This is a genomic window from Rheinheimera metallidurans, assembly GCF_036983985.1.
GTDB lineage: Bacteria > Pseudomonadota > Gammaproteobacteria > Enterobacterales > Alteromonadaceae > Alishewanella > Alishewanella metallidurans.
The window spans coordinates 187196-212404 of sequence record NZ_JALAHQ010000002.1 but is presented as its reverse complement, the minus strand read 5'-3'; the positions used below and the strand labels follow the sequence as shown (position 1 = coordinate 212404).

The window sequence follows — 25209 nt, the reverse complement described above, 5'->3', positions numbered from 1 at the left end:
AAAGCCGGGAAATAGCATTGTTTTCCGGCTTTTTTATACCTTATCGGAGCCATATGTGGATAAATCTTTTAATGTGAACAATATTATCGACTGCATGAAGTTGGGTAAACGAACCGAAGCTGAAGCATTAATTAGTCATTATTTAGAAAATAAACCGCATATCAAAGCTGATTGGCTAAAAGTTTCTGCGTTGTCACTGCGTATTGGTGAAGTAGATATGGCAAAACAGGCGGCAGAGCTATTTCATAAGAGTTGTCCACAAGGCATAGATACTGATCTGCATTACGCGGGGTTGTACGCAGAAGCCGGCGATTTGGGCAAAGCCTTAGCGATTATTGAGCCTTATATAAGTGCAGGAGAGAAGCATCCGGCTATATTTCATATGGCTGGAACTATGTATGCCCAGCTTGGGCGCATCGATGAAGCTAAACGAGCATTGATATTCGCTTTAGACTTAGCGCCACATTTAGGCATTAGCTGGTTTACGTTAGCGAGTATTATCAATTTCAAACAGCATGCTAACTTACTACGAAACCTACAACTGGCTTATCAGAATCTAAACGCTGATGATAAGCGCAATGAGCAACAGTTTTTATATGCTTTAGGTAAAGCTTATGACGATGTTGGCGACTACGAACAAGCTTGGCAATATTACGCTAAAGGCGCCAACATTATGGCTCAATTGGCCAATTATTCATCTGATATAGATGCCAACGAAGTAGATGCAATTATTGGCAATTTTTCGTTAGATAAGCAAAAGCAATTACCTTATTCGCGTAGTTCATACCGTAGAAGCATTGCGGTTTTAGGCTTGCCTAGAAGTGGCACTACATTACTCGGGCAAATGCTCAGTTGTCATAGTAGCGTAGCGGGTGCTGGAGAGTTTAATGGTATCGGTGTTGCTTGTATGCACTTACAGGGAAAGAACTTCTTAGATTTCCCTGCTTATATTGCTAATCATGGTCATCCGGTTGGTGCGATTGACCATATTGCAACGGTATACCAAAAAGTAGCAGATCTGCAGTTCAAAGCGAAAGGTTATATTGTAGATAAATCATTAAATTTAAATCGATATTTTGGCATTTGGGCTCAAGCGTTCCCCAATAGCAAGGCTATTTATATTCGACGTAATGACAACGATACTGCATGGTCCTGTTTTAAAACTAATTTTCGCGCAAAAGCAGCGTGGAGTTGGTCAGCGGAGAGTATTTTTGGTTATATATCAAGTGAACGGCGTTTGTTAGAACATTGGAAACGACTATTTTCTAAGCGTATTTTAGAGGTTAACTATGAAGATTTAGTTGCCAAGCCCGAAGCTACGCTAACAAAAATCTGTGCTCATCTAGGCATTAATTATGAGTCTAATATGCTGAGCTTTTACAATAGTAGTTCTCCGGTATTTACTTCAAGCGTAGGGCAGGTCCATCAACCACTACAACAAATTAGGCCTAATTTAGTAAGTCAATATCCTGAGTTTTTTGCTGGTTTTTAACGAGTGCTAATAAAAGACGTGGTGTATGTACGGCCCTTATTTGGAGGGAACGTACATACTAATCTTAAACGGTATCTTGGCACCTAGCCCAGCAATGCTCGGCCGGCGATACTCAGTGTTGCCAGCATGCCAATAGCCCAAACGAGTGAGCGTATCGTGGCTAGATCTAACCAGTAACACAATAAATAAGCGATGCGGCTAGCTATAAATAACCAGGCTAATATCACGGTGATGCTATCTACGGCATTTAAACCGACAGCGGTAAATACAGCACATGCATAAATTAGCAAGGCTTCAAAACTATTGTAGTGCGCGGCATTTGCGCGCTGGCCAAAGCCCTGCAATGCCGCCTGCTGTGCACGCGGGTTATGGTTATCATACCCACCAGATTTTTTCATCGCTGCCGCTAAGGGAGCCTTTGCCAGATAGGGCAGTAACATGGCAATAAATAGGGTTAATAATAAGGTTGTAATCATCGTTGCTCCGTTGCTGCTAAGCTAAAATTAGGTTCGTTAAACACTAGCATAAAGCTGGTGATACATATGTTCGGCGTAACCGTCAGTCATGCCAGAAATATAGTCACAGATCACGCGGGTTTTTAATTGCTCATCAGCCTGCAGCCATCGCTGTTGTGTGTTTGCTGGTAGCAACCGGGATGGATCTGAAACAAAGGCATCAAATAATGCCATCAACATATTTTGGCTGCGAAAACGTGATTGTTGGATCTCCGGCTTTGATATTACGCAACGATAAACCACCCGTTTTAAACATTGCAAAATGGCCTGCGGAGCGACGTCTAAGCTAGCGTTATACCGGATCAGTACTTGTTCGGCTTGGGGTAAAGCTTCAGTAAGTGCTACGGAGCTAATAAGTAGGTTTACTAGCGAGCCGATTGCATCTTTACGTAAATGATGTTGGTCACTAAACAAGTTGGCACTAATGCTTTGCATTAATTGTTGTAAATTAGCCGGCAGTGCCGCCCATTCTGACTCGGTGTGTTGCTGCCATTGGCTTTGGCTAATATTGCCCAAGACAATCGCATCTTCTAAGTCGTGCACACCATAAGCAATATCGTCGGCTAATTCCATAATTGAGGCATCAAGCGATTTATAGCAAGATTTAATGTAAGGCGATTGCGTTAAACTTTCACAGCTTTGAAATAGCGCACGATCTGATTTACTCAATGGCGCTAAAACCCAGTCTAAAATGTCGCTATCTGCAGCAAAAATGGCTTTAGCCGGTTTCCAAGGTGTTAAATTAAGAGGGTTTATCGGCGCTATCAGGTCATGGCTTAACTTAGGTTGTAATACAGGGTATTTCAACAAGCCCAATAAAGTACGACGGGTTAAGTCCATTCCATGATGTTCGGTGTAGGGCTCTAACTTGGCAACAATACGCAAGGTTTGGCCGTTACCTTCAAACCCGCCTGCGTGCAGCATCTTATAATTAAGCGCCGTTTCACCACCATGACCAAAAGGTGGGTGGCCAATATCGTGCGCTAAACATAAGGCTTCCATAAGGCTGGCATCAGGCAAAAAGTATTGCTCGGCAATGCTTACTTTAGTTTGTAACTGGCTTACTAAAGCGGTACCTATTTGTGCTGCTTCTAATGAATGGGTCAGGCGGGTGCGATAAAAGTCGTTTTGGCCAATACCCAGAATTTGGGTTTTTGCTTGTAAGCGTCGAAAAGCGGCTGAATGTAAAATACGAGCGCGATCACGTTGCCATGGTGAGCGTTGATCACCAGGCCTGGAATTACTGATACCTGAGCGGCGCTCTGACCATTGTGAAAATGACATAGTGTTCCTTATAATTCAGGCTGATAAATACATTTACTCTTATGCGAATTAAATGTTTTTCACTTACTTATACTACGTTAATTGAGTTTAAACTACGAGTAGCGGTACGGCTGCACTATTTGTTGTTTTTAATTTAAGCGCTATCGACAACCTGCAAAATATACTGTATAAAATAACAGTGCATTAATTAAGGGGAATATTATGGCTGTAATTATTAAGTATGTAGTCGAACGTAATGGAGCGGAAAAGATGACTTTCACATCCAAAGCAGAAGCAGATGCCTATGACAAAATGCTCGATACTGCAGATGAGCTTAGCCAGTTTTTAACCGGCAGCGCATTAATTACGGATGAGCAAGTTGTAGAAGCGTTGGCACTGTTTATGGCGCAGCAAAAAGACGAGCTATTAGTTGCCTTAGGGGCAAAAAAGCCGCCGGTTAAAGCTGAAAAAGCTAAGCTAGAAAAGTCAGATGACCAGACTGCTAAGGCTAAAATATCGTCAGTAGAGCAGGCCGCTTAACGGGCCTGCTGTTTATTTTTCCAGTAAGCGTTTAAATCGGTTTTAACTTCTGGTAGTAATAAATAGAGCGCCAGAATATTTGGCATGGCCATTAAGAAAATCATTGAATCAATAAAGTCGAACACGGCCATAACATTCGGCACTGCACCCATAGAGACAATGATACAAAAAAACACTTTATATAGCTGCGTAAGGCGCTCGTTGTGGCCAACTAGGTAGCGCCAACCAGTTAGACCATAATATGACCAGCTAATAACGGTTGAAAAACCAAATAGTAGCAATGCAATCATTAACACCCATGGAAACCAGCTAAATACAGAAGCGAAAGCTCCTGACGTCATTTGCACACCGTCAAGACCAGATGTTTGATAAGCGCCAGTTAGAATAATCACCAGAGCAGTGATGGTGCAAATAACAACAGTATCAATAAAGGGTTCTAACAAACCAATAAAGCCTTGGCTAACGGGTTCTTTTACTTGCGCAGCAGCATGGGCGATGGGCGATGAGCCAATGCCGGCTTCGTTAGAATACGCGGCGCGGCGAAAACCTTGTATTAATACACCAATAAATCCGCCGTAACCGGCTTCAGGCGTAAAAGCACTTTTTATTATTAACTCAAAAGCTGACGGAATAGCGCTGGCATGAGTAAATATCACAATAAGTGATGCGAGCAAGTAGATTGCGCACATTAACGGCACTAGCTTACTGGTAACCTTGGCAATGCTTTTTAAACCACCAATAATAACTGCGGCTACTAATAGGGCGTAGATAACACCAAACAACCAGGCATTATCAAAACCAGTTACGGTTTTTACTTGTACAAAGCCTTGGTTAACGTGAACGAAACCTGCAGAGCCAAAGATAACAAATACCGAGAATGCTACTGCTAAAATGCTACCCAATAGCGGTAAGTTAAATTTATCTAGAGCGGCTTTTATATAGTACATTGGGCCGCCAGAAACACTACCATCTGGGTTAATTTGTCGATATTTTACTGCAAGTGTGCATTCAACAAACTTAGTAGACATACCCAGCACGCCAGCCACAATCATCCAAAATGTTGCACCTGGCCCGCCTAAGCCTATTGCTATGGCAACACCGGCAATATTTCCTGTACCAACAGTTCCAGATAGCGCCGTACTTAATGCTTGAAATGGTGTGATCTCACCCTTAACACCAGTACTTTTATTGTTTTTTAGCAAACTAATAGCATGGCCAAAACCACGCACGTTAATAAAGCCCAGATAAAGTGTGAAAATTAACGCTCCACTAATTAACCAAATTAGCACTAAAGGAATACTGACATCATTAATGTTAAAGGCATAAAACACTACAGCAGAAAGATGCGATGTTAGGGTTTCAAATGCATGCTGGAACGAAAAGTCGTTATTCATAAATGTTATTAAGAAGTATGGATGGCTAATGCGATAGGCAAGACTACTGTGTTATTCACGCAGAAACAAGGCCTTATCTGTTACTTAACTATTACTTGTCTATAGCTAACGAGTGGGAGTAGAGCAAGGTATCGTATTTATTGGTCGTATAACGACGCTGATACAGGTAAAATGACTGTTTTTTATTGCTATAAACTGGTTATAAGCATTGTTTAGTAATGATACACAAACAACAGGTGAACAATGGTATTAGGAAAAATCAGTGCTGTTATATTTTGGCTGGCTGTCATTGTTGCTGTATTAAGTCCCTTTGCTGAGTTAGAACCGATAAGGCAGCTCGACTCACTAGAAGAGTGGCAAAAGCCTAGCCGCATAACGGCACTAAACCAAGCAGATCAGAAAAAGGTTCTGCAACGTTTAGCTTATACTCAGCCGCTACCTACATTTGTTAGCTTGCCAGATTTTAATCAAATTAAAAATGTAACAGAAAAAAAACGTAACTTTTTTAATTATTTGCGACCTTACGTTAAGCGCGAAAATGCTCGTCTACGCGAGCTACGTCGACAATTGTTAGAAATTCAGCAAAAGCGACAAAAACGGTTACGTGTTACGCTGGAGGAGTATGCATTTCTATACAGTTTGTGTGATGAGTTTCGTTTAGACGTCGATGAAATTGATGAGACAACATTAACCGAGCTATTGTTGCGGGTTGATGTTATTCCTGATTCACTAGTATTAATGCAAGCTGCTAATGAATCGGCGTGGGGGACAAGTCGGTTTGCGCTTGAAGGATATAACTTTTTTGGTCAGTGGTGTTTTCGTATAGGGTGTGGATTAGTACCGCAAGAACGAGTAGAAGGCCAATATCATGAGGTAGCAAGTTTTAATAGTCCTGCTGCGAGCATTAAGGGGTATTTCTATAATTTAAATACATTCCATACCTACGAACACTTACGTAGCATTAGAGCAAGTTTAAGAGCAGAAAATAAGCCCGTGCGCGGTGAAACCTTGGCCGCAGGTTTAGGTTCGTACTCTGAACGTGGCGAGGAATATATAGCTGAAATTAGTGGCATGATCCGCGTTAACCGTAAATTATTGGAAGAATAAAATGCGTTTTCTATTGTCTTTGTTACTACTTTTAGCCACACCGGTTTCTGCCGATTTAATGATGAACTATAACGGCTTTTACGCACGGATGAAAAAGCTACAACAACCTGAATACAGCGATATTACTTTAGCCTTTGCCCTAATTGGTGAACGTAGCGGGCAACCTTGTCGGTTTTATAGTTTAAAATTAGTCAGTGACAGACACGATATTGCGCTAGATATTGCAGGTAATGGTGAAATTAGCCTACCTTATGATGAAGCCTTAAAAGATAGTAACGCGATACTTACGGTATTACAGGCCGATAACGCCGAGCCGTGTCAGATACAATTTAAGTTGCGTTCGCGGATGCGTTTAAATACCAGTTTAGAGCTTGCTACTGTGCAGCATTATCAACGCCAATTTACACTGCTACTTGATGATATGGCCGGGTTCAGTAAACGTTGGTTGCCTGCTGTTGAAGGTGTGATTGTTGAGTTCGCTGAGGATACCACTACGCCGCAGATGCCTATAACGGCAGCTGATGTTACTCGCTGCGATGCAAGACGTTGCTATATTCGTTTAACAACGCCATTGTTACCGGCAGCAACCAACTGGCAGTTTAATCAGCGGCCACAATATATATTACCGTTAATTGGCAGCAGTGTTAAATAAGCTTTACTAACACTGCGATGTTACTTAGTTTAAAGCAATAATTTGCACATTATGATTGGATTCAGCTTGCTCGTCATCTACGATTAAGCCCACAGGTATAGCAGGGATACTCTCTCTATCAAAGGCGGTATCTCGCTCATTTAGTTCGGTGTCTTTACTTAGCGCGGCGAAGTTAAACAAGTTTTTGTCAATCATGTGGGATGGCACGATATTTTGCATGGCCTGAAACATGGTTTCAATACGACCAGGAAAACGACGATCCCAATCTTGCAGCATTTCCTTTACCACTTGACGCTGTAATCCATCTTGTGAACCACATAGATTACACGGAATAATTGGAAAGCTGCGGGCTTGTGAGTACTTTTCGATATCTTTTTCGCGACAGTAAGCTAAAGGCCTGATCACAATATGCTCACCGTTATCGCTAACTAGCTTTGGCGGCATAGATTTTAATTTCCCACCATAAAACATATTTAAAAACAGCGTTTCTAACATGTCATCACGATGATGACCTAATGCAATTTTAGTCGCGCCCAGTTCTTTAGCCGTACGATATAAAATACCACGACGCAGCCTAGAGCAAAGTGAGCAAGTGGTTTTGCCTTCAGGAATTTTATCTTTAACAATAGAGTAGGTGTCTTCATTGACTATCTGAAAATCGACACCAATGCCGGTTAGATAATTTGGCAGTACTTCGGCTGGAAAGCCGGGTTGTTTCTGATCTAAATTTACCGCAATAATTTTAAAGTTAATAGGCGCAGATTGTTGTAAATTCAGCAAAATGTCCAATAGGGTATAAGAGTCTTTGCCGCCAGATAAGCACACCATAATTTTGTCGCCTTCTTCAATCATATTAAAGTCGGCTATAGCTTGTCCGACGCCACGGCGCAGGCGTTTATGGAGTTTATTTAAATTATATTGTGCTTTGGCTTGCGCTGCGTGAGTCATAAAACAAAATTACCACTAATGAAAATGGCGCACATTATAACGAAGCGTGCGCCAATACCAAAGCTGTGTCGTGTTAAATGTTAGTCTTTGTGCAATGGGCAGACAAAATTAGCGGGTTTTACTGCTAGTACGTCGCAGTCTAGGCGGTCAATAACATGCTCAGCAGTGTTACCTATGATAGCAGCCGACAATCCGGTACGGCCAATAGTGCCGATGATCATCATCGTCGCATTGAGCTTTTTCGCCAGTTTTGGTAACACATCTTCTGGAATACCTTCGCTTACATGCCAGTGCTTAGCGTCGATATCGAACTGCTTTGCTAAAGCGGCAACAGCGTCAAAATGATGGTGCTTCATGGTGCTGTTATATTCTTGAATATTAAATTCAGGTATTTCAATTGCGATATTTATTGGTGTGCCAGGGTAAGCATTAACTAAATGAGTTTCTGCCTGAAGCAGTGTGGCCATTTGCAAAGCTCTGCTTATAACGCGTTGGTTAAGTGATAAATGGTGCTCTTTTTCACTGCCCGCATTTACTGCAGCAATAATATTTCCACCTTGTCGCCATTCATTGTCTTTTACCATTAAAACTGGGCAAGGGCATTTACGTAAAATATGCCAATCAGTAGGGGTGAAAATCATTGATTTTAGTACATCATGATCATGAGTACCTTTAATCACCAAATCGTAGTTATCTTCGAGTACCGCAAGTACTATTGCTTCAAAGGGCCGGTTATGCCACACCACTTTAATCTCAATATCGATACCGATATTATGCGGCGCGATCATATATTTACCCGCCCATAGTTCTCGGTCCTTAATTACCGCTTGGCGCATTGTCTCGCGTTCATCGCCGGATAGCATGGTGGTCATTTCATACGAAAAGTCGTAAACCGCTAAAAATGCGGTTAGCTTACCACCTTGTAATCTAACGAGTTCAATGGCACGGTTAAGGGCCTTTTGCGTTTCAACGCTAGGGTCTAATACAACTAATATATTATTGTAGATTGACATGACGTGCTCCACTTAGCTTAGCTTGTATTAAGTGTAGCTAAAATAACCTGGCTGGAGGCAAACTTAGTTGCGTTGGCGCAAATAATTACGCATAAAATCTAGCACTGAGCTGTAAGCGCACCTAGTTTAGATAAACGTGGCTGATCTAGGATGGTAATGAGTTTGCCATTAACGAGTATTAATTGCTCTTTATCTAGCTTGCTGAGTAAACGGCTAATGGTTTCTACGGTTAAACCTAAGTAGTTACCAATGTCGCTGCGGGTCATAGTTAAACGAAATTCACTACCAGAAAAGCCCCGACTAGCGAAGCGCTGTGCCAGTTGAGATAAAAATGTAGCTAATTTTTGTTCGGCAGTTTTACGGTTTAGCAACAGCATCATTTGTTGATCAGCTTGAATATCTTCGCTCATTAAACGCATCATTTGTTGACGTAAACGGGGTAATTGATCCAGTAAGGTTTCTAAATTCGGCAGCGGTATTTCACATACCATTGCCGTTTCAAGCGCTTCGGCATAGCTAGGGTGATGCTGTTTGCTTAAGCCATCAAAACCTACGATATCACCAGGTAAGTGAAAACCGGTAATTTGCTGCTCGCCTTGCTCGGTTAGGGTAAAGGTTTTAAACGAACCGGTACGAATAGCATATAAACAGCGTTGATTTTGGCCAGCTTCAAATAGCATATCTGCTTTGTGAAACGGCTTTTTACGTTGAATAATATCGTCCAATTGGTTTAATTCTGTATTATTTAGTGAGAACGGTAAACAGAGCTGACTGAAACCACAGTCCTGACAGTTTATTGCTGAGCGTTGCATAACGGCGTCCTTCACTTTTCTATAATCAATACATTGGCTAGGTTAAAAAACCAAACGCCGGATAGCAAGCCAAATTGTATAACTAGCGTAAATAGCTAACATTGCTGCGGTAATATAGCGCAGCATTAGGGTATTTTTAAGTTTGATAAGTAACCCTGCGGCACTACCCGTAAGTAAAATTGCAGGCAACGTACCTACACCAAAGCTAAACATAATTGCGGCACCTTGCAATAAACTACCACTGGCTAAGCTCCAGCCTAAGGTGCTATATACCAAACCGCAAGGTAATGCCCCCCAACATAAACCATAAGCATAGGCCTTACGGCGTGAATTAAGAGGTAGTAGTTTTTTTGCTATCGGCTGCACATGTCGCCATAGTTTTTGGCCTAGTTTTTCCAAGTGAATAAGACCAAACCATAGACGGCTAATGTATAACGCCATCATTAACAATAAAATACCCGCCAGCAAACGCAGCCATAATAACGACGTGCCTGCTAATTGCATGGCGCTAGCGCCAAAGTAACCGACAGCGGCGCCAAATAGGCTATAAGTAGTTAGGCGACCTAGGCTAAGTAACAGAGGTAGTTGCCAATTGTAGCCATTACGTTGTTTGGGCATAGACAACTGTAATGCGGCGGCAATGCCACCACACATAACCAAACAATGGCTACTGCCAATTAAACCAATAAGTAATGCGGCTAATAGATCGGGGATCATTGTTCAGGTTTTGTTGGTTTATCAGCACTTTTCGGCTTGTTGTCATCAAACAAGATACTAAAGCCTTCTTTATCAAGGTCTTCAAACTGTCGGCTGCGCACTGCCCAGAAAAATACAATTAGGCCAATAATGACAAACAAGATAGCAATCGGAATTAAAACGTATATAACACTCATTTTTTCAGCAGCCTTAATGAATTTGATACCACTAATAACGAGCTAAAAGACATACCCAACACCGCAATATAAGGTGAAACATAACCCGCCACCGCTAGTGGAATAATTAGTAGATTATAACCGGCGGCCCAATATAAATTTTGTTTTATAACCCGCTGTGCTTGGGTGCTAGCTTGCATTAAATCGTTTAGCAAGCCAATGCTAGGTTGTAACAATACCACATCGGCTTGGTTTTTTGATAAATCGCTGCCGGTCTCTAGCGTAACGGACACGTGTGCAGCATGAAATGCAGGGTTATCGTTAATACCATCGCCTAGCATTAATACTTTATGACCAGCTTGTACTAACCGCTCAATTTCTGCGACCTTTTGTGCTGGCGTACAGCCTTTTTTCATTAGATCGAACTGCAATTGTTGCTGTAGAGCTTCGGCTTGCATTGAGCTATCACCGGTAAGCATAACCAGTTGATAGCCTTGTTGGCGTAGCATGCTTATTAGCTGTGGTACTTCTGGGCGAAGGGCATCGTGTAAATTAATTGCGGCAATACAGGTATTGTCGTAGCTAACGTACACCATGGCCGGTTCTGGGCTATTTACCTTGCAAAAAACGGCACTGCCAACTTTGAGCACTTTATCTTGATAATGCGCTGAAATACCACCACCCACTTGAATATCTACCTGCTGCAACGTTAGCTGCTGCGTTAAGTGTGAGGTAAAAGCTCGCGCAATAGGGTGCTCTGAATAGCATTCTAGGTTAGCAATTAAATTAAGCACGCCACTAACAGTAAAACGCTCATCGAGTATGGTTACTTTGGCGATAGAAAAACGGCCTTCGGTTAGGGTACCGGTTTTATCAAACACAATATGAGTTAGCTCGGGTAAGACATCTAATACCATGGAGTTTTTAATTAATACACCGCGTCGGTTTAAGCTAGCTAGTGCGCAAGTCACAGCTGTTGGCGCAGCCAAACTAAGTGCGCAAGGGCAGGTAGCGACTAATACCGATAAGGTGATCCAAAAGGCGCGGTCAGCATCTAACCAGAAATACCACAATAAAAATGTTGCTACAGCAATAAGTAATAAACGCTCAACAAAATACCGCGCCAAACGATCAGTTTTTTGTAGTATGGCGGGCTTTTGGCTTAAGGTGCGTTGCTGTAACGCGATAATTTGACCTAAATGCGACGATAACAATGGCTGAGTTACTTTCACCTGTAATAACCCATCATGATTGGTACTTCCAGCTAGAACTTTATCGCCAACATTTTTAGCGATGGCGGCATATTCACCGGTTAACATCGACTCGTCAGCTGAACTGCTACCAATAATAATATCGCCATCAGCAGCGATGGTTTCGCCTGGTTTAATTAATATTATATCGCCAATAGTTAACCGTTTGGCAGATACAGTTTGCTGCTGCTCATTATGCAGTAGCGTAGCCGCAACCGGCATGATTTTTAATAGGTTACTGGTGGCGTCGCGCGCGCGAGCACGGGCCCGGTATTCAAAAAACTTGCCTAGCTGCAGCAAAAACGTAAACATACACACCGACTCAAAATACACTTCGCCGGTACTAAATGCAGTGGCATAAGCCGAGGCAAAAAACGTATAGTAAATAGCTAAGCTTACTGGCACATCCATATTCAGTTGTTTTGCTTTAATGCCACGCCAAGCGCTTTTTACAAAGGGTATTGCAGCATATAACACGACCGGTAATGTTAGTACTAAACTGATCCAACGCAGGTAACCTTGGTGTGATATTTCAATGCCGGTATAGTCACCAAAGTACAGGGCAACCGCCAGCATCATTACTTGCATGGTCATAATGCCAGACACCGCTAAGCGCTTTAAAAACTGGTGTAGCTCAGATTTAAATATTTGTTCTTCATGGTCGGCAATAAACGGGCTAGCCTGATAACCAATTTTAGCTAAGGTATTAAGCACCTGACTAAGGGGAGCTTGTGTTGCATGCCAAATAAGATGACAGCGTTGGGTAGCCGAATTTACATTAACTTGGTGTACTGCAGGCAGTTGGCGTAGTTGTTTTTCAATTAACCAAGCACAAGCCGCACAACTAATACCGCTGATCGATAGCTCAATTTCGGTTAATTCGCCTTGCTGGATACTAATGTCAGCGAGTATATCTGGCGTATCAAATTCGGTTAAGGCTGCAGCTAGCTCAGTTGGTACTGCGTTGGCTTTGCTGGCAGGTTCTGTTCTAAAACGATAATAATCGGCTAAATCGCTTTTTATGATGGTATCAGCAACGGCAAGACAGCCGGCACAGCAAAAAGAGCGTGCTTCGCCATCAAACTGGCAACCGAAATTAAAACCAGCGGGTACGGGTTCATTACAGTGAAAACAGCGCTTTGTACTCACTTAGCAATCCTGCTCAATAACCAAGTTTAGTTTCAGTTGTCGCCGGTAGTGCTAGTACCGCACGTAATTTCCATTCATTAGATGCATCCGACACCACCAGCTGCCACTTGCCATCAGGCGTTAGAGGAAGCTCGGCAATATAAAGCTGTTCACCACTGCGCTGGGCGTTTAATGCAAAGTCTGAAGCGGCAATAGTAGGGTGGTAAAAATCAAGATGTACTTCACCTTCTAACACACTGTTTTTGGCAAAGTGGATAATGGCTTTATTACCAGCAATTAATATTGATGCCTGTAAATTACGCAATTCTGCTTCACGATATTTAGCCAGTTGCATATTAATGGCTTTACCTTGTTTGTAGTAATCGTCAACAACAAGATCAGGCGAACTCCTTTGCATAATTATAACAGTATGTACGGCTTTTATTGCAGTAATAACCGGTATGGCAATGAGTAACCACGGCCATAATTGTTTATACCAGGGTTTAGTATCTTGCTGCATGGTAACCTCAAAAGTACATAGAAATAAGCCCCAAAATGGGGCCTATTATTATACAAAGCAATTGCAGACTATTGACTAGTCGCTTTATCTGGATGCGCTAAGCGGTAGACGTAGGCAGTTAAAATGTGAACCTTGTCTTCACCTAACGTTTTTTGGAACGCAGGCATCTCACCGTTACGGCCTTTGGTTAAGGTTTCTTCAACAGTTTTAGCTGAGCCACCATATAACCAAATGTTATCAGTCAGGTTAGGCGCACCAAAGGGTAAATTATGCGCTAAACTGCCTTTACCATCAGCACCATGACAAGCCGCACACATTGCAAACTTGGCTTTACCTGCGTCGGCTTCGCGATCATTTACCACACGACCTGATAAGCTAAGTACATAAGCCGTCATTTCTTTAACGCCTTGCTCGCCAAGTGCATCAATCCACGCTGGCATCGCTGCTTTACGACCATATAGTAGCGTTTCTTTAATTTTGTCTGCAGTGCCGCCATATAACCAATCGTTATCAGTTAGGTTAGGAAAACCTTGCTGACCACGAGCGTCTGAACCATGGCACAGTGCGCAGTTTTGCAAAAATAAACGCTGACCAATTTTAATTGCTTCATCGTCATAGGCTAAATCTAATACGTCACGTTTAGCAAATTGCTGAAAAACGGGGCCGTATACTTCATCGGCGTGAGCCATTTCGCGGTCAAGTTCAACCATCTTGCCTGCGGCACGGTTTTGCTCTACAGCTAAACGAGACTCTTCTAACGATTTAATGCCTTGGTTAGAACTAGTCCAGCCAAACAAACCTTTCCATTGGCCTAACCCTGGGTATGCAGCTAAATAAAACACTGACCAGACCAAGGTTAAAATGAACATATAAGTCCACCAACGTGGCAGCGGGTTGTTGATCTCTGAAATACCGTCAGCTTCATGTCCGGTAGTTTCATCTTCAGCTACACCAATGTGGTTGCTAAGGTTCCATTTCAATAATAACGCGCAACCGATTAGCACCGGAAGGGTAAACACAATGATCCAAGCACTCCAAAAGTTACTCATGATCTGACTCCTGTTTGGTTTTTTGTTGTGCTTTTTGTTCGTCTTCAAACACTAGGTTTGCCGCCTGATCAAAATCAGTTTTACGTTTTTTGCTGTATGCCCAAATAACAAAGGCGATAAAGCCGACAAACAAAATCACGGTAAAAATACTGTGTAACGTTGTGTATTCCATGAGTATTACTTCAAGTGTGTGCCAAGCGACTGCAAATACGCAATCAGGGCCTGCATTTCTGTTTTACCCTTAACCGACTCAGACGCTGTAGCTATATCTTCATCAGTGTAGGGAATATCAAACATCCGCATTACTTCCATTTTCCGTGCAGTCAGTTTGCCGTCTAAACGATTCTCTTCCAACCACGGAAATGCTGGCATATTCGATTGCGGTACAACTGAACGTGGATCCATTAAATGAGCATGGTGCCAATCGTCACTGTAGCGTGCGCCAACGCGCGCTAAGTCGGGGCCTGTGCGTTTAGAGCCCCACAGGTGAGGGTGATCCCAAACGCTTTCGCCCGCAACAGAATAATGGCCATAACGTTCAACTTCTGCGCGAAATGGACGTATCATTTGAGTGTGACAACCAACGCAACCTTCACGAATGTAGATATCACGACCTTCCAACTCTAATGCGGTATAAGGTGTCATACCATCAACAGGTTGGGTCATTTCATCCATAAAGAATAGCGGCGTAATCAATACAAGTGTACCGAAGCTAATGGCAACGACAGTTAAAATAGCTAACAGGCCAACACTTCGTTCAATTTTTTCATGATGATTCTTGTTCGACATGATTTTCCTCTTACGCTGCTACAGGTACAGGTTGTAACGATTCATCTTTAGCACGTACGGTTTTATATACGTTGTATGCCATTAATAACATACCTACTACAACAAAGACGCCACCAATAAAACGCATCAGATAGAATGGTTTAGATGCTTCTAAGCTCTGTACAAAGCTGTACGTTAACGTACCGTCAGTGTTAACTGCGCGCCACATCATGCCTTGAGTAATACCTGAAATCCACATTGCTACTATATACAGCACCACACCAATAGTGTGTAACCAGAAGTGAGTGTTAATCAGTGAAATACTGTACATGCGACCTTGTTTATATAGCACAGGAATAAGGTGATAAATTGCACCGATAGAGATCATTGCAACCCAACCTAAGGCCCCCGAGTGTACGTGGCCAACAGTCCAGTCTGTATAGTGAGATAATGCGTTTACTGATTTAATTGCCATCATAGGGCCTTCAAAGGTAGACATACCGTAGAAAGACAACGACACAATTAAGAAGCGTAAAATAGGGTCAGTTTTCAGCTTATGCCAAGCACCAGACAAGGTCATAATACCGTTAATCATACCGCCCCAGCTTGGTACAAAGAGTACAACCGACATCACCATACCTAATGACTGAGTCCAGTCAGGTAGGGCAGTGTAGTGTAAATGGTGCGGGCCAGCCCAAATATATAACGCGATTAATGCCCAAAAGTGCACAATCGATAAGCGGTAAGAGTAAACCGGACGACCTGCCTGTTTAGGAACGAAATAGTACATCATACCCAAGAAACCTGCAGTTAACAGGAAACCTACCGCATTATGGCCGTACCACCACTGGATCATGGCATCAACCGCGCCAGCGTAAATAGAATAGGATTTAAATGCACTGATCGGAATTGCCATACTGTTAACAACGTGTAATGCCGCAACAGTTAAAATAAACCCGCCGAAGAACCAGTTGGCGACATAAATGTGGCTTACTTTACGTTTAGCTAAAGTACCAAAGAATACAATGGCATAAGATACCCAAACCAGAAGGATTAAAATATCAATCGGCCATTCTAATTCGGCGTATTCTTTGGTGCTGGTTAACCCCATAGGTAAGGTAACAACTGCCGAAACAATTACCGCTTGCCAGCCCCAGAAAGTAAAGAGCGCTAGCTTTTCTGCAAATAGACGAACCTGGCTGGTACGTTGTACTACGTAGTAGCTAGTAGCAAAGAGGGCGCTTGTACCAAAGGCGAAAATAACCGCGCTGGTATGTAAAGGACGTAAACGACTATAGGTTAACCAAGGAGTGTCGAAGTTTAATGCTGGCCAATATAACTGTGCCGCAATTAACACGCCCACCGTCATACCTATTATTCCCCAAAATACGGTAGTTAAGGTAAATAGGCGGACAATGCTATAGTTGTAGTCAACATTTAATGATGTGGTATGGCTCATGTTGAGTTCCGCTGCAGTTTGTGCTGGTTACTGATATCGGCTGCTGGTGCAGCCATTCTTGTTCTAGACAAATAACATACGCAGTACTTGCCGTGTGTTACTCGCCAAAGTGGCCCTTTATACTAAGGGTTTTGCCCCTAAAAAGATAGGTGAAACAGCGTGTTTTATGATTTAGGATAAAGTTGCTGGTTAATAAGTGAACAAGTGTAGTCGATGTTTGAGGCTTTTTCGTAAAACTGCGTACAATACGGCATTACACTCAGGCTTAGTGGTGGTTTATGCTGCAACGTTTTATTTTCTTTTTATGGTTATTCGCAATTGTTAGTTGCCAGCCTGTTGATATTACCGATGATTCTTCGTATTTGCTTTATTCTGATCCTGAATTAGCTCTACAGTTAACACCGGGCAATGCACCAGTAGAAACGCCATTACAGTTGCACCTTAATGCTAAAAATGTGGTGAGTGTCAGTGGCGAGATCACTGGTATCTCAATGTATATGGGTAAAATTCCGCTTAAATTTAGCCAACAACAAGAGGTTTGGCAGAGCGAATTTTTGTTAGGTGCTTGTAGCGAGCCAAACATGTTATGGCAATTAGAGTTAGACGTGCTGTTTGAGGGTGGTGAAAAACTCAAAATAAAACAACAACTTACATCTAGTTGGTAAGGGCTATAATAAGGTTATGTGTTGCGTCAAGTTTAGCGGCGCAGCAGTATCTAACGCCAATTTCGCCGTTTCTACACAAATAAACTCTTTATAGCTTTGCTCGGTTAGATCGGTCATTTTAGCGCTTCTTTCGCGCCAAGGGTTCCATATTACGGTAGCGTCATGTCCAATTTGTTCAATACCAACGCTAAGGTTACTGTTTTGTATTTTTAACATAGGCTCGCTGTGTTGATATATTCGATCAACTTCAGTGCAGAACGTCGCGGTATTCGCTTTACTTGTCACCACTTGTGCACAAGTAGTGTCAATATAAGTTAACGGTAAAGGCTGTACCTGTGTTTGGCTTATATCGTCTACTTTAAAGTAACTATGTAAAGCGGCTTGCTGCACAATTGCGTCATTACAGCGCAGGTTTATTTGTAGCTGTTGCGCTAAGGTTAGCTGCAGTTGCAGCGTTATTTTTGTCGCAGTATTGGGCGTTTTACTAAACCAAGGTTGATAGGCAATAGTGGTTTCTAAGGTTACGCTTACGCCCTCAGCACTGCAGTGTTTACTTTTGAGCTGCCATAACTGCGTTCTAACCAAGCCATGATTAGGTAATGCCAACTGCTCAGGATTTAATATCGGTGAAATAGCACCAAACCATGGCCAGCAGATTGGCACGCCGCCGCGGATCGGCGTTTGGTTATGCCATGTCGCCAGCGGCGATAACCAGAGTATTTCCTGGTTGTTTCGCGGCTGATACGACAATACCTGTGCACCATATAACGCAATGACGGCCGTCGCTTGGCCAAATTGCAGCCTTAAGCATGGCAAATCGTCTAGGTGTGCAAAACCAAGCTGCTCAGTTATTGCGGCTACATGCTCAATATCGTCGTTAGTTCTCATTTTGCCAGCAAACCATTATACGTGTTTCATTAACTCTACCGTATTATCTAACATACGGTTGCTAAAGCCCCATTCGTTATCGTACCAGCTCATAACTTTAATCAAACGGCCATTAACGCGAGTTTCGGTGGCATCAAAAATAGACGATTTAGGGTTATGGTTAAAATCGATTGAAACCAAAGATAAATCGTTTACTGCTAAAACCTCCGCCATAGGGCCAGAGGCACAAGCCTGACGAATAATATTATTAACTTCTGTCACGCTAGTGTCGCGGTTGGCAATAAAGGTTAAATCGACCAATGAGACGTTTAGTGTTGGTACGCGTACGGCTAAGCCATCAAATTTACCCGCCAATTCTGGCACCACTAAACCTACTGCTGCTGCCGCACCGGTTTTTGTTGGGATCATCGACATCGCAGCAGCGCGAGCACGGCGAACATCAGTATGGTAAACATCGGTTAAACGTTGGTCATTAGTGTAGGCATGAATGGTGGTCATTAAACCTGACTCAATACCCAAGGCATCATTAAGTGACTTAGCAACAGGGGCTAAACAGTTAGTAGTGCACGATGCACTGGAAATAATACTCATATCCGCTGTTAAAATATGGTGATTCACGCCATAAACAATTGTGGCATCAACTTCTTTACCCGGCGCGGAAATAATTACCTTTTTTGCTCCTGCGTCTATATGTGCACTTGCCGTTTTGCGGTGTGTAAATAGGCCGGTACACTCAAGTACAACATCAATATTTAGTTGTTTCCATGGTAGCTTTTCTGGGCTGCGCTCACTAAGCGTAATAATTTCGTCTTGGTTAACATAAATGGCGGTCTCGTTGTGCTCAACATTCGCAGCAAAAATTCCGTGGGTGGTATCGTATTTTAATAAATGCGCGTTGATAGCGGCATCACCCAAATCATTAATAGCCACGATCTTAATATCGTAATGTTTATTACTTTCGTACAATGCGCGCAGTACGTTACGGCCAACACGGCCAAAACCATTAATTGCTACACGAATAGTCATGTTACCCCCCAATAAATAAAAATTAAAAACCTTTAAATTGCTTTGTGTAATTAAATTACACCTAATGCTGATTTTTTCAAGCTAAAAACGTAATTAAGTGCAAATGGTGTAACTAAATAACGAAAATGAACAATGACATTGACCGCTATGCCACCTAAAATGTGCGCCAGCTATTAACATCGCTAATTAAAACAACTAGGGGTTTATTATGGATGCCGGCTTAATAGCTGAGTTAACCGCATTTTGCGGTATTGAAACAGAATATACTGACGCTTGGGGTAAGCACACTGCGATTAGCGATATACAGCAATTAGCACTGCTTAAAGCCCATGGTTTTGATACCGAAGACGAAGAAAGCGCCCAGCTGCAATTATTAATGCGCCAGCTTGATTTTTGGTTGCGGCCATTGCAAGCGGTATCAGTACAGCAAAGTGACGAACCGCATCAGCTATTAATCCAGGTTGCGTTAGCGCAGGCAAATGAGCCGTTAGCCTTATTGTTAACCCGTGAAGATGGCCAAACACATTCGTTTAGCCTAACCCCCGTTGATGGAGAGCTAACTCAAATGGTGGTATTAGATGAAGACGAGTATCACCAGTACCAGCATGCACTGCCATTGCAACTGCCGGTTGGCTATCATCAATTACAGGTAGTGGACGGTGTCGCAACACAAAGCGTAATTATTAGCTCTGGTGTTTGCTATCAACCTGATGCTGTTAAAGGGCAACAACTTAAACGCACGGCTTTGCAGTTATATGGCTTGTCTGCGGGTTCTGCACTAGGTGTGGATGCAGCATTAAGCGAAACCTTAGGTAGTACAGAATTACATTGCGTAGATGCTAGTATTGGTAGCCCGCCAAGCCTAATCGAGCCATCCGGTATAAACCTGAATATAGCGCCCATCTATCCATATCAGCTGTATCGGCAAGCTTATCAGCCATTTATCGATTTACTGCGAACCAATATGCACGGTACTAATGTGCTACATATCGAAAATATTATGGCACTACTAAGGCTCTGGTGGTTGCCGAAAACAGAACAAACCGTTGGTGCTGGAGCGTACGTCTATTATCCGTTTATGGATTTACTTGGTGTCTTAGCGTTAGAAAGTCAGCGTAATAACGTGCTCATAACCTGTAATAAACCCGATGACGCACCAGAGGGGATGCTGGATATATTGCAGGCATACGGCGTTGCAGTGGTATAAAAAGCAGCGGTAGGCTTGCTTCTATGTTTTCAGTATAATGCGCACCGTTTATATGCCATATGTTAGCCTGGGCTTTAACTGGCAAAATGAAAAATAATATAGGAATGTCAGATGACAGACACCACCGCACTTTGTGACATCGGTTTTGTTGGCGCCGGGGTAATGGGTAAAAACCTTATTCTAAATTTGGCTGATAATGGTTATCGCGTGGCCGCATTTGATTTAGACCATCAGAAGCTGGATGCGGTATTGGCGCAAGATAAAGTAGAGCGCGGTGATAAAGCCGCACGCGTTGTTGCCTGTCGTTCCTACACTGAATTACTGTCACGGTTGTCTGCACCTCATCTTATCGTGTTATCGGTACCTGCAGGCAAAGCCGTAGACGATGTTTGTTTAAAGCTTATTGATGCTGGCATTCATGCTGATGACATTATTGTTGATACGGGCAACAGCTTATGGACCGACACTGTCGCTCGCGAGAAGAACTATGAAGGTAAATTTATTTTCTTTTCTACTGCTGTTTCTGGCGGTGAGGTTGGCGCGCGGTTTGGCCCATCGTTAATGCCAAGTGGCGACCCTTATGCGTGGACACGAATTAAACCGCTATGGCAAGCCATTGCGGCCAAGGTTGACCCAGTTAGCGGCAAACCTATTGAACGTTTTGAACCGGGCAATCCGGTAACCGAAGGCGAACCTTGTGCGACCTATATTGGCCCTAGCGGCTCAGGTCACTATGTGAAAATGGTTCATAACGGCATTGAATACGCTGACATGCAGCTTATTTGTGAAGCGTACCAGATCATGCGTGATGTGTTAGCTATGCCAGCTGCAGATATTGCTGAGGTATTTAAACAGTGGAACGAAGGCAAGCTGCACAGTTATTTAATTGGCATTAGTGCCGATGTGCTAGCCACTAAAGATTCTGAAACCGGCCTGCCGCTGGTTGATGTAATAATGGACAAAGCGGGGCAAAAAGGTACCGGTTTATGGACTGCGGTGAGCAGTTTGCAGCTTGGTAGCCCATCGCCAACTATTGCCGAAGCTGTTTATGCGCGTTCGTTGTCTGCACTTAAACATGAACGCATAAAAGCCGCTACGGTGTTAGCGGGCCCAGCACAAAACCCGATATGCGCTGAGCAAAAACAAGACATTATAAACGCGTTACATGATGCGCTATATTGCGCCAAAATTTGCGTTTATGCGCAAGGTTTTCACCTGATGAAAACGGCTGCCGATGAGCATGGCTGGCAGCTTAATTTTGCTGAAATTGCAAAAATATGGCGGGCAGGTTGTATTATTCGTGCAGTATTTTTGCAGTCTATTGCACAAGCTTATGAGCGCAATGAAGAGCTAGAAAACCTGTTACTAGATCCATTCTTCGCTAAGCAGATTTCAATTTATCAGCAAAATTGGCGTAAAGCCGTGGCTAATGCCACCTTAGCTGGTATCCCGGTAGCGGCGCTGAGTTCAGCGCTAAGTTATTACGATTCTTACCGCACTGCTGTGCTACCCGCTAATTTATTGCAAGGGCAGCGCGATTACTTTGGTGCCCACACTTTTGAACGTACGGATAAAAGCAAAGGTAAGATGTACCACGTTGAGTGGAGCCACCCACAGCGACCAATGGTGAAAATAAAATGATGTTTAAGTATATAGGTACACCCGGTACGGCTAGCAGCACCAAAGTATTATTACTTGGTGCTGGCGAGCTAGGCAAAGAGCTCTGTATTGAATTAAAACGTTATGGCTGCGAAGTTGTCGCGGTAGACCGTTATCCCAATGCGCCGGCTATGCAAGTAGCCGATAAAGCGGTGGTTATGTCGATGCTAGATAATGCCGCGCTACGCCAGTTGGTAATTACGGAAAAGCCAGCGTTAATCGTACCGGAGCTGGAAGCTATAGCGACCTCGGTACTGATTGAGCTTGAAGATTGCGGTTTTAATGTGGTGCCCAGTGCTAAAGCGGTAAATTTAACCATGAATCGAGAGGGTATTCGCCACTTAGCTGCACAAGAGTTAGGTTTGGCTACGTCTCCGTACCAATTTGCTAATGATAAAAACAGTTTTGTTGCGGCAATACAGGCAATAGGTTACCCCTGTTTAGTTAAACCTATTATGTCATCAAGTGGCAAAGGTCAAAGTTTACTGCGCACTGACGCCGACATAGATGCCGCTTGGCTATATGCACAAGACGGTGGTCGCGCTGGTAAAGGTCGAGTCATTGTTGAAGGTTTTATCGACTTTGATTACGAAATTACCTTGTTAACGGTAAATTCGGTGTCCGGGATTCAATATTGTCAGCCGATTGGTCATCGCCAAGAACACGGTGATTATCGTGAAAGCTGGCAGCCGCAAGCGATGAGTATCGCAGCGTTAGATGCCGCCAAAGCCTGCGCTAAAGCCGTAGTTGAGGCATTAGGAGGGTATGGCGTATTTGGCGTAGAGCTATTTATTAAAGGCGACCAGGTGTATTTTTCTGAGGTATCACCACGGCCACATGATACTGGCATGGTTACCTTAATATCACAGCAGCTTAGCGAATTTGCGCTGCATGCTCGGGCAATTTTAGGTTTGCCTATTCCGCAAATAAAACATTTTGGCCCAGCCGCATCGGCTGTGTTACTGGTACCTGGCCATAGTGAAAATATTCAATACTATGGTTTAGCAGCTGCCTTAGCTGAACCCGATACTGAACTGCGTATTTTTGCTAAACCAGAAGTGCAGGGTGAACGCCGAATGGGCGTTGCACTAGCGCTAAGCGACAGCACTGAAGCCGCCACGGCTAAAGCGCTACAGGTAATAAGCAAGTTAAGCGTAACACTCAACTAGTTCATCTAACCTTTATACGCATCGTTAGTACCACAGCTGTTAATCACTGCAACGGCTGTTGTACTCTTTTGTCTTTTATAAACCAGTCTGGCGTGAAAATGTACTTTGCTAAGTTATGATTAAACTGCTAGTTTGGGCTAAACACACTTTAGCTTTATCTTAACTACTATAATTATTCACATGCAGATATTTAAATGAGCAGATGCTATTTAACAGGGACAATAATATGAGTGATAAAACAAAAAAATTAACCACGACCAATGGCTGTCCTGTGGCTGATAACCAAAACTCGATGACGGCAGGGCCACGTGGGCCTTTATTAATGCAAGATTTTTGGTTTTTAGAAAAACTCGCCCACTTTGACCGTGAAGTTATTCCAGAGCGTCGTATGCACGCTAAAGGCTCTGGAGCTTATGGTACTTTTACCGTTACCCACGACATTACCAAGTATACTAAAGCTAAGTTGTTTGCTGAAATTGGTAAAAAAACTGAGATGTTTGCACGTTTCTCTACCGTAGCCGGTGAACGCGGTGCGGCTGATGCTGAGCGCGACATTCGCGGTTTTGCTCTTAAGTTTTATACTGAAGAGGGCAACTGGGACATGGTGGGTAATAACACGCCAGTTTTCTTTATGCGTGATCCACTAAAATTCCCGGATCTTAATCACGCGGTAAAGCGCGATCCGCGCACTAACTTGCGTAGCGCACAAAGTAACTGGGATTTTTGGACCCTGCTACCCGAAGCGCTGCACCAAATTACCATAGTAATGAGTGACCGAGGTATTCCTCGTAGCTACCGCCATATGCATGGTTTTGGCAGCCATACTTTCAGCTTTATTAATGCGGCTAACGAACGATTTTGGGTTAAATTTCACTTTAAATGCCAGCAAGGCATTGAAAACTTAAGTAACGCCGAAGCAGAGGCAATTATCGGTAAAGACCGTGAAAGCCACCAACGTGATTTATACGGGGCGATTGAACGCGGTGATTTCCCTCGTTGGGACTTTAAAGTACAAATTATGCCGGAGAAAGATGCGGCGACGTATCGTTTCCATCCGTTTGATTTATCTAAGGTATGGCCACACGCTGATTATCCATTAATTGATGTTGGTACCTTTGAATTAAATAGAAATCCAGAAAACTATTTTGCTGAAGTCGAGCAAGCGGCATTTAATCCTGCGAGTATTGTACCTGGCATCGGCTTCTCGCCAGATAAAATGCTGCAAGGGCGTTTATTTTCTTATGGTGATACACAGCGCTATCGGTTAGGGGTTAACCATAGCCATATTCCGGTGAATCAACCACGTTGCCCAGTGTCTAGCTTTCATCGTGATGGTGCGATGCGGGTTGATGGTAACTATGGTAGCGCTAAGGCCTATGAACCTAATAGTTTAGGCTTGTGGCAAGAGTGCCCAGCAGCGAAAGAACCGCCGTTAGAGTTATCAGGAGCCGCTTATAACTGGAACTACCGCGATGACGATGAAGATTACTTTACCCAGCCGGGTAATTTATTTCGACTTATGTCTGCCGAGAAGCAACAAATACTGTTTAATAATACCGCAGCAGAGCTGACTAATGTTGATGAGATGGTTAGAAATCGACATATACGCCATTGCTTAAAAGCTGATCCTGCATATGGTGCCGGCATTGCAAAAGCGATGGGAATTAGCTTAAACGATGTAGAGAAATAATACATTTGCCCTTGGTCAGTATTCTGGTCAAGGGCAAAAACAATACATTGAATTTGTCACAATTTAATATTATAAAGAAATACTGACTGCGTGTTTACGCTGTAAATGTTGTATAAAGTTGTC

At 43.1% G+C, this 25209-nt stretch carries 25 protein-coding genes; 9 read left to right on the top strand and 16 right to left on the bottom strand.

The annotated features are described in order from the left end of the window. Positions 1-55: 55 nt before the first annotated feature. Entirely contained in the window at positions 56-1492 is a 1437-nt protein-coding gene (locus tag MN199_RS06350) for a tetratricopeptide repeat-containing sulfotransferase family protein (RefSeq protein WP_335738814.1), read from the top strand. A gap of 83 nt (positions 1493-1575) precedes the next feature. Here MN199_RS06350 and MN199_RS06345 read toward each other — a convergent pair whose 3' ends face one another. Together MN199_RS06345 and MN199_RS06340 are read right to left on the bottom strand one after the other, a co-directional pair. Next, complete coding sequence (locus tag MN199_RS06345) at positions 1576-1968, bottom strand: MAPEG family protein (protein WP_132583553.1); 393 nt, start codon at positions 1966-1968, stop codon at positions 1576-1578. A gap of 36 nt (positions 1969-2004) precedes the next feature. Next, positions 2005-3291, bottom strand: a complete 1287-nt coding sequence (locus MN199_RS06340; RefSeq protein ID WP_132583551.1) for an anti-phage deoxyguanosine triphosphatase — start codon at positions 3289-3291, stop codon at positions 2005-2007. 201 nt (positions 3292-3492) lie between these two features. On the opposite strand from MN199_RS06340, the gene MN199_RS06335 reads away from it, so the two are divergent. Beyond that, complete coding sequence (locus MN199_RS06335; protein ID WP_335738813.1) at positions 3493-3810, top strand: YebG family protein; 318 nt, start codon at positions 3493-3495, stop codon at positions 3808-3810. Here MN199_RS06335 and MN199_RS06330 read toward each other — a convergent pair. Further along, complete coding sequence (locus tag MN199_RS06330) at positions 3807-5204, bottom strand: alanine/glycine:cation symporter family protein (RefSeq protein ID WP_335738812.1); 1398 nt, start codon at positions 5202-5204, stop codon at positions 3807-3809. The two genes, MN199_RS06335 and MN199_RS06330, sit on opposite strands and share 4 nt — an antisense overlap. Before the next feature lie 243 nt (positions 5205-5447). Here MN199_RS06330 and MN199_RS06325 point away from each other — a divergent pair, with 243 nt between their 5' ends. Beyond that, entirely contained in the window at positions 5448-6311 is an 864-nt protein-coding gene (locus tag MN199_RS06325; RefSeq protein ID WP_132583545.1) for a glucosaminidase domain-containing protein, read from the top strand. Position 6312: 1 nt separating this feature from the next. Then, positions 6313-6963: a DUF2987 domain-containing protein gene (locus tag MN199_RS06320; RefSeq protein ID WP_132583543.1), complete on the top strand. Its 651-nt coding sequence runs from the start codon at positions 6313-6315 to the stop codon at positions 6961-6963. A 24-nt stretch (positions 6964-6987) separates the two neighbouring features. Here MN199_RS06320 and ttcA read toward each other — a convergent pair whose 3' ends face one another. The 11 genes from ttcA to ccoN form a co-directional block, all read right to left on the bottom strand. Further along, positions 6988-7911 (bottom strand): tRNA 2-thiocytidine(32) synthetase TtcA, encoded by a 924-nt coding sequence (ttcA, locus tag MN199_RS06315; protein ID WP_335738811.1) that lies wholly within the window; start codon positions 7909-7911, stop codon positions 6988-6990. Between the two features lie 80 nt (positions 7912-7991). After that, complete coding sequence (gene uspE, locus MN199_RS06310) at positions 7992-8924, bottom strand: universal stress protein UspE (RefSeq protein ID WP_335738810.1); 933 nt, start codon at positions 8922-8924, stop codon at positions 7992-7994. A 98-nt stretch (positions 8925-9022) separates the two neighbouring features. Further along, complete coding sequence (gene fnr / locus MN199_RS06305; protein WP_279432800.1) at positions 9023-9751, bottom strand: fumarate/nitrate reduction transcriptional regulator Fnr; 729 nt, start codon at positions 9749-9751, stop codon at positions 9023-9025. Between the two features lie 27 nt (positions 9752-9778). After that, positions 9779-10453, bottom strand: a complete 675-nt coding sequence (locus MN199_RS06300; RefSeq protein ID WP_132583535.1) for a sulfite exporter TauE/SafE family protein — start codon at positions 10451-10453, stop codon at positions 9779-9781. Further along, complete coding sequence (gene ccoS / locus MN199_RS06295; RefSeq protein WP_132583533.1) at positions 10450-10629, bottom strand: cbb3-type cytochrome oxidase assembly protein CcoS; 180 nt, start codon at positions 10627-10629, stop codon at positions 10450-10452. The genes MN199_RS06300 and ccoS overlap by 4 nt, the downstream gene beginning before the upstream one ends. After that, entirely contained in the window at positions 10626-13007 is a 2382-nt protein-coding gene (locus MN199_RS06290) for a heavy metal translocating P-type ATPase (protein WP_335738809.1), read from the bottom strand. Before MN199_RS06290 ends, ccoS begins: the two co-directional genes overlap by 4 nt. A gap of 13 nt (positions 13008-13020) precedes the next feature. Beyond that, positions 13021-13506, bottom strand: coding sequence for a FixH family protein (locus MN199_RS06285; protein WP_335738808.1), 486 nt, complete (start codon positions 13504-13506; stop codon positions 13021-13023). Positions 13507-13574: 68 nt separating this feature from the next. After that, the gene (gene ccoP / locus MN199_RS06280; RefSeq protein ID WP_335738807.1) at positions 13575-14555 is read right to left on the bottom strand and encodes a cytochrome-c oxidase, cbb3-type subunit III; all 981 of its coding nucleotides are present in this window, start codon (positions 14553-14555) and stop codon (positions 13575-13577) included. Continuing rightward, positions 14548-14727 (bottom strand): cbb3-type cytochrome oxidase subunit 3, encoded by a 180-nt coding sequence (locus MN199_RS06275; protein WP_132583525.1) that lies wholly within the window; start codon positions 14725-14727, stop codon positions 14548-14550. Before MN199_RS06275 ends, ccoP begins: the two co-directional genes overlap by 8 nt. A 5-nt stretch (positions 14728-14732) precedes the next feature. Then, complete coding sequence (gene ccoO / locus MN199_RS06270) at positions 14733-15344, bottom strand: cytochrome-c oxidase, cbb3-type subunit II (RefSeq protein ID WP_132583523.1); 612 nt, start codon at positions 15342-15344, stop codon at positions 14733-14735. A gap of 10 nt (positions 15345-15354) precedes the next feature. Continuing rightward, positions 15355-16782, bottom strand: coding sequence for a cytochrome-c oxidase, cbb3-type subunit I (gene ccoN / locus MN199_RS06265; protein ID WP_335738806.1), 1428 nt, complete (start codon positions 16780-16782; stop codon positions 15355-15357). A gap of 278 nt (positions 16783-17060) precedes the next feature. Here ccoN and MN199_RS06260 point away from each other — a divergent pair, with 278 nt between their 5' ends. After that, on the top strand, positions 17061-17447 hold the full coding sequence (locus MN199_RS06260) for a hypothetical protein (protein ID WP_335738805.1): 387 nt from the start codon (positions 17061-17063) through the stop codon (positions 17445-17447). A 3-nt stretch (positions 17448-17450) separates the two neighbouring features. Here MN199_RS06260 and MN199_RS06255 read toward each other — a convergent pair whose 3' ends face one another. Together MN199_RS06255 and gap are read right to left on the bottom strand one after the other, a co-directional pair. After that, positions 17451-18335, bottom strand: coding sequence for an aldose epimerase family protein (locus MN199_RS06255; RefSeq protein WP_335738804.1), 885 nt, complete (start codon positions 18333-18335; stop codon positions 17451-17453). A gap of 15 nt (positions 18336-18350) precedes the next feature. Beyond that, positions 18351-19361 carry a type I glyceraldehyde-3-phosphate dehydrogenase gene (gene gap / locus MN199_RS06250; RefSeq protein ID WP_335738803.1) on the bottom strand — a complete coding sequence of 337 codons (1011 nt, stop codon included), beginning with the start codon at positions 19359-19361 and terminating at the stop codon, positions 18351-18353. A gap of 208 nt (positions 19362-19569) precedes the next feature. Between gap and MN199_RS06245 the strand changes: the two genes are divergently transcribed. The 4 genes from MN199_RS06245 (at position 19570) to MN199_RS06230 (ending at position 25086) form a co-directional block, all read left to right on the top strand. After that, positions 19570-20568 (top strand): 4-alpha-glucanotransferase, encoded by a 999-nt coding sequence (locus MN199_RS06245; protein WP_335738802.1) that lies wholly within the window; start codon positions 19570-19572, stop codon positions 20566-20568. A 111-nt stretch (positions 20569-20679) separates the two neighbouring features. Next, positions 20680-22209, top strand: a complete 1530-nt coding sequence (gndA, locus tag MN199_RS06240; protein ID WP_335738801.1) for an NADP-dependent phosphogluconate dehydrogenase — start codon at positions 20680-20682, stop codon at positions 22207-22209. Next, positions 22206-23396, top strand: a complete 1191-nt coding sequence (gene purT / locus MN199_RS06235) for a formate-dependent phosphoribosylglycinamide formyltransferase (RefSeq protein WP_207903045.1) — start codon at positions 22206-22208, stop codon at positions 23394-23396. The genes gndA and purT overlap by 4 nt, the downstream gene beginning before the upstream one ends. 226 nt (positions 23397-23622) lie before the next feature. After that, the gene (locus MN199_RS06230) at positions 23623-25086 is read left to right on the top strand and encodes a catalase (protein ID WP_335738800.1); all 1464 of its coding nucleotides are present in this window, start codon (positions 23623-23625) and stop codon (positions 25084-25086) included. The last annotated feature ends 123 nt before the right edge of the window (positions 25087-25209 follow it).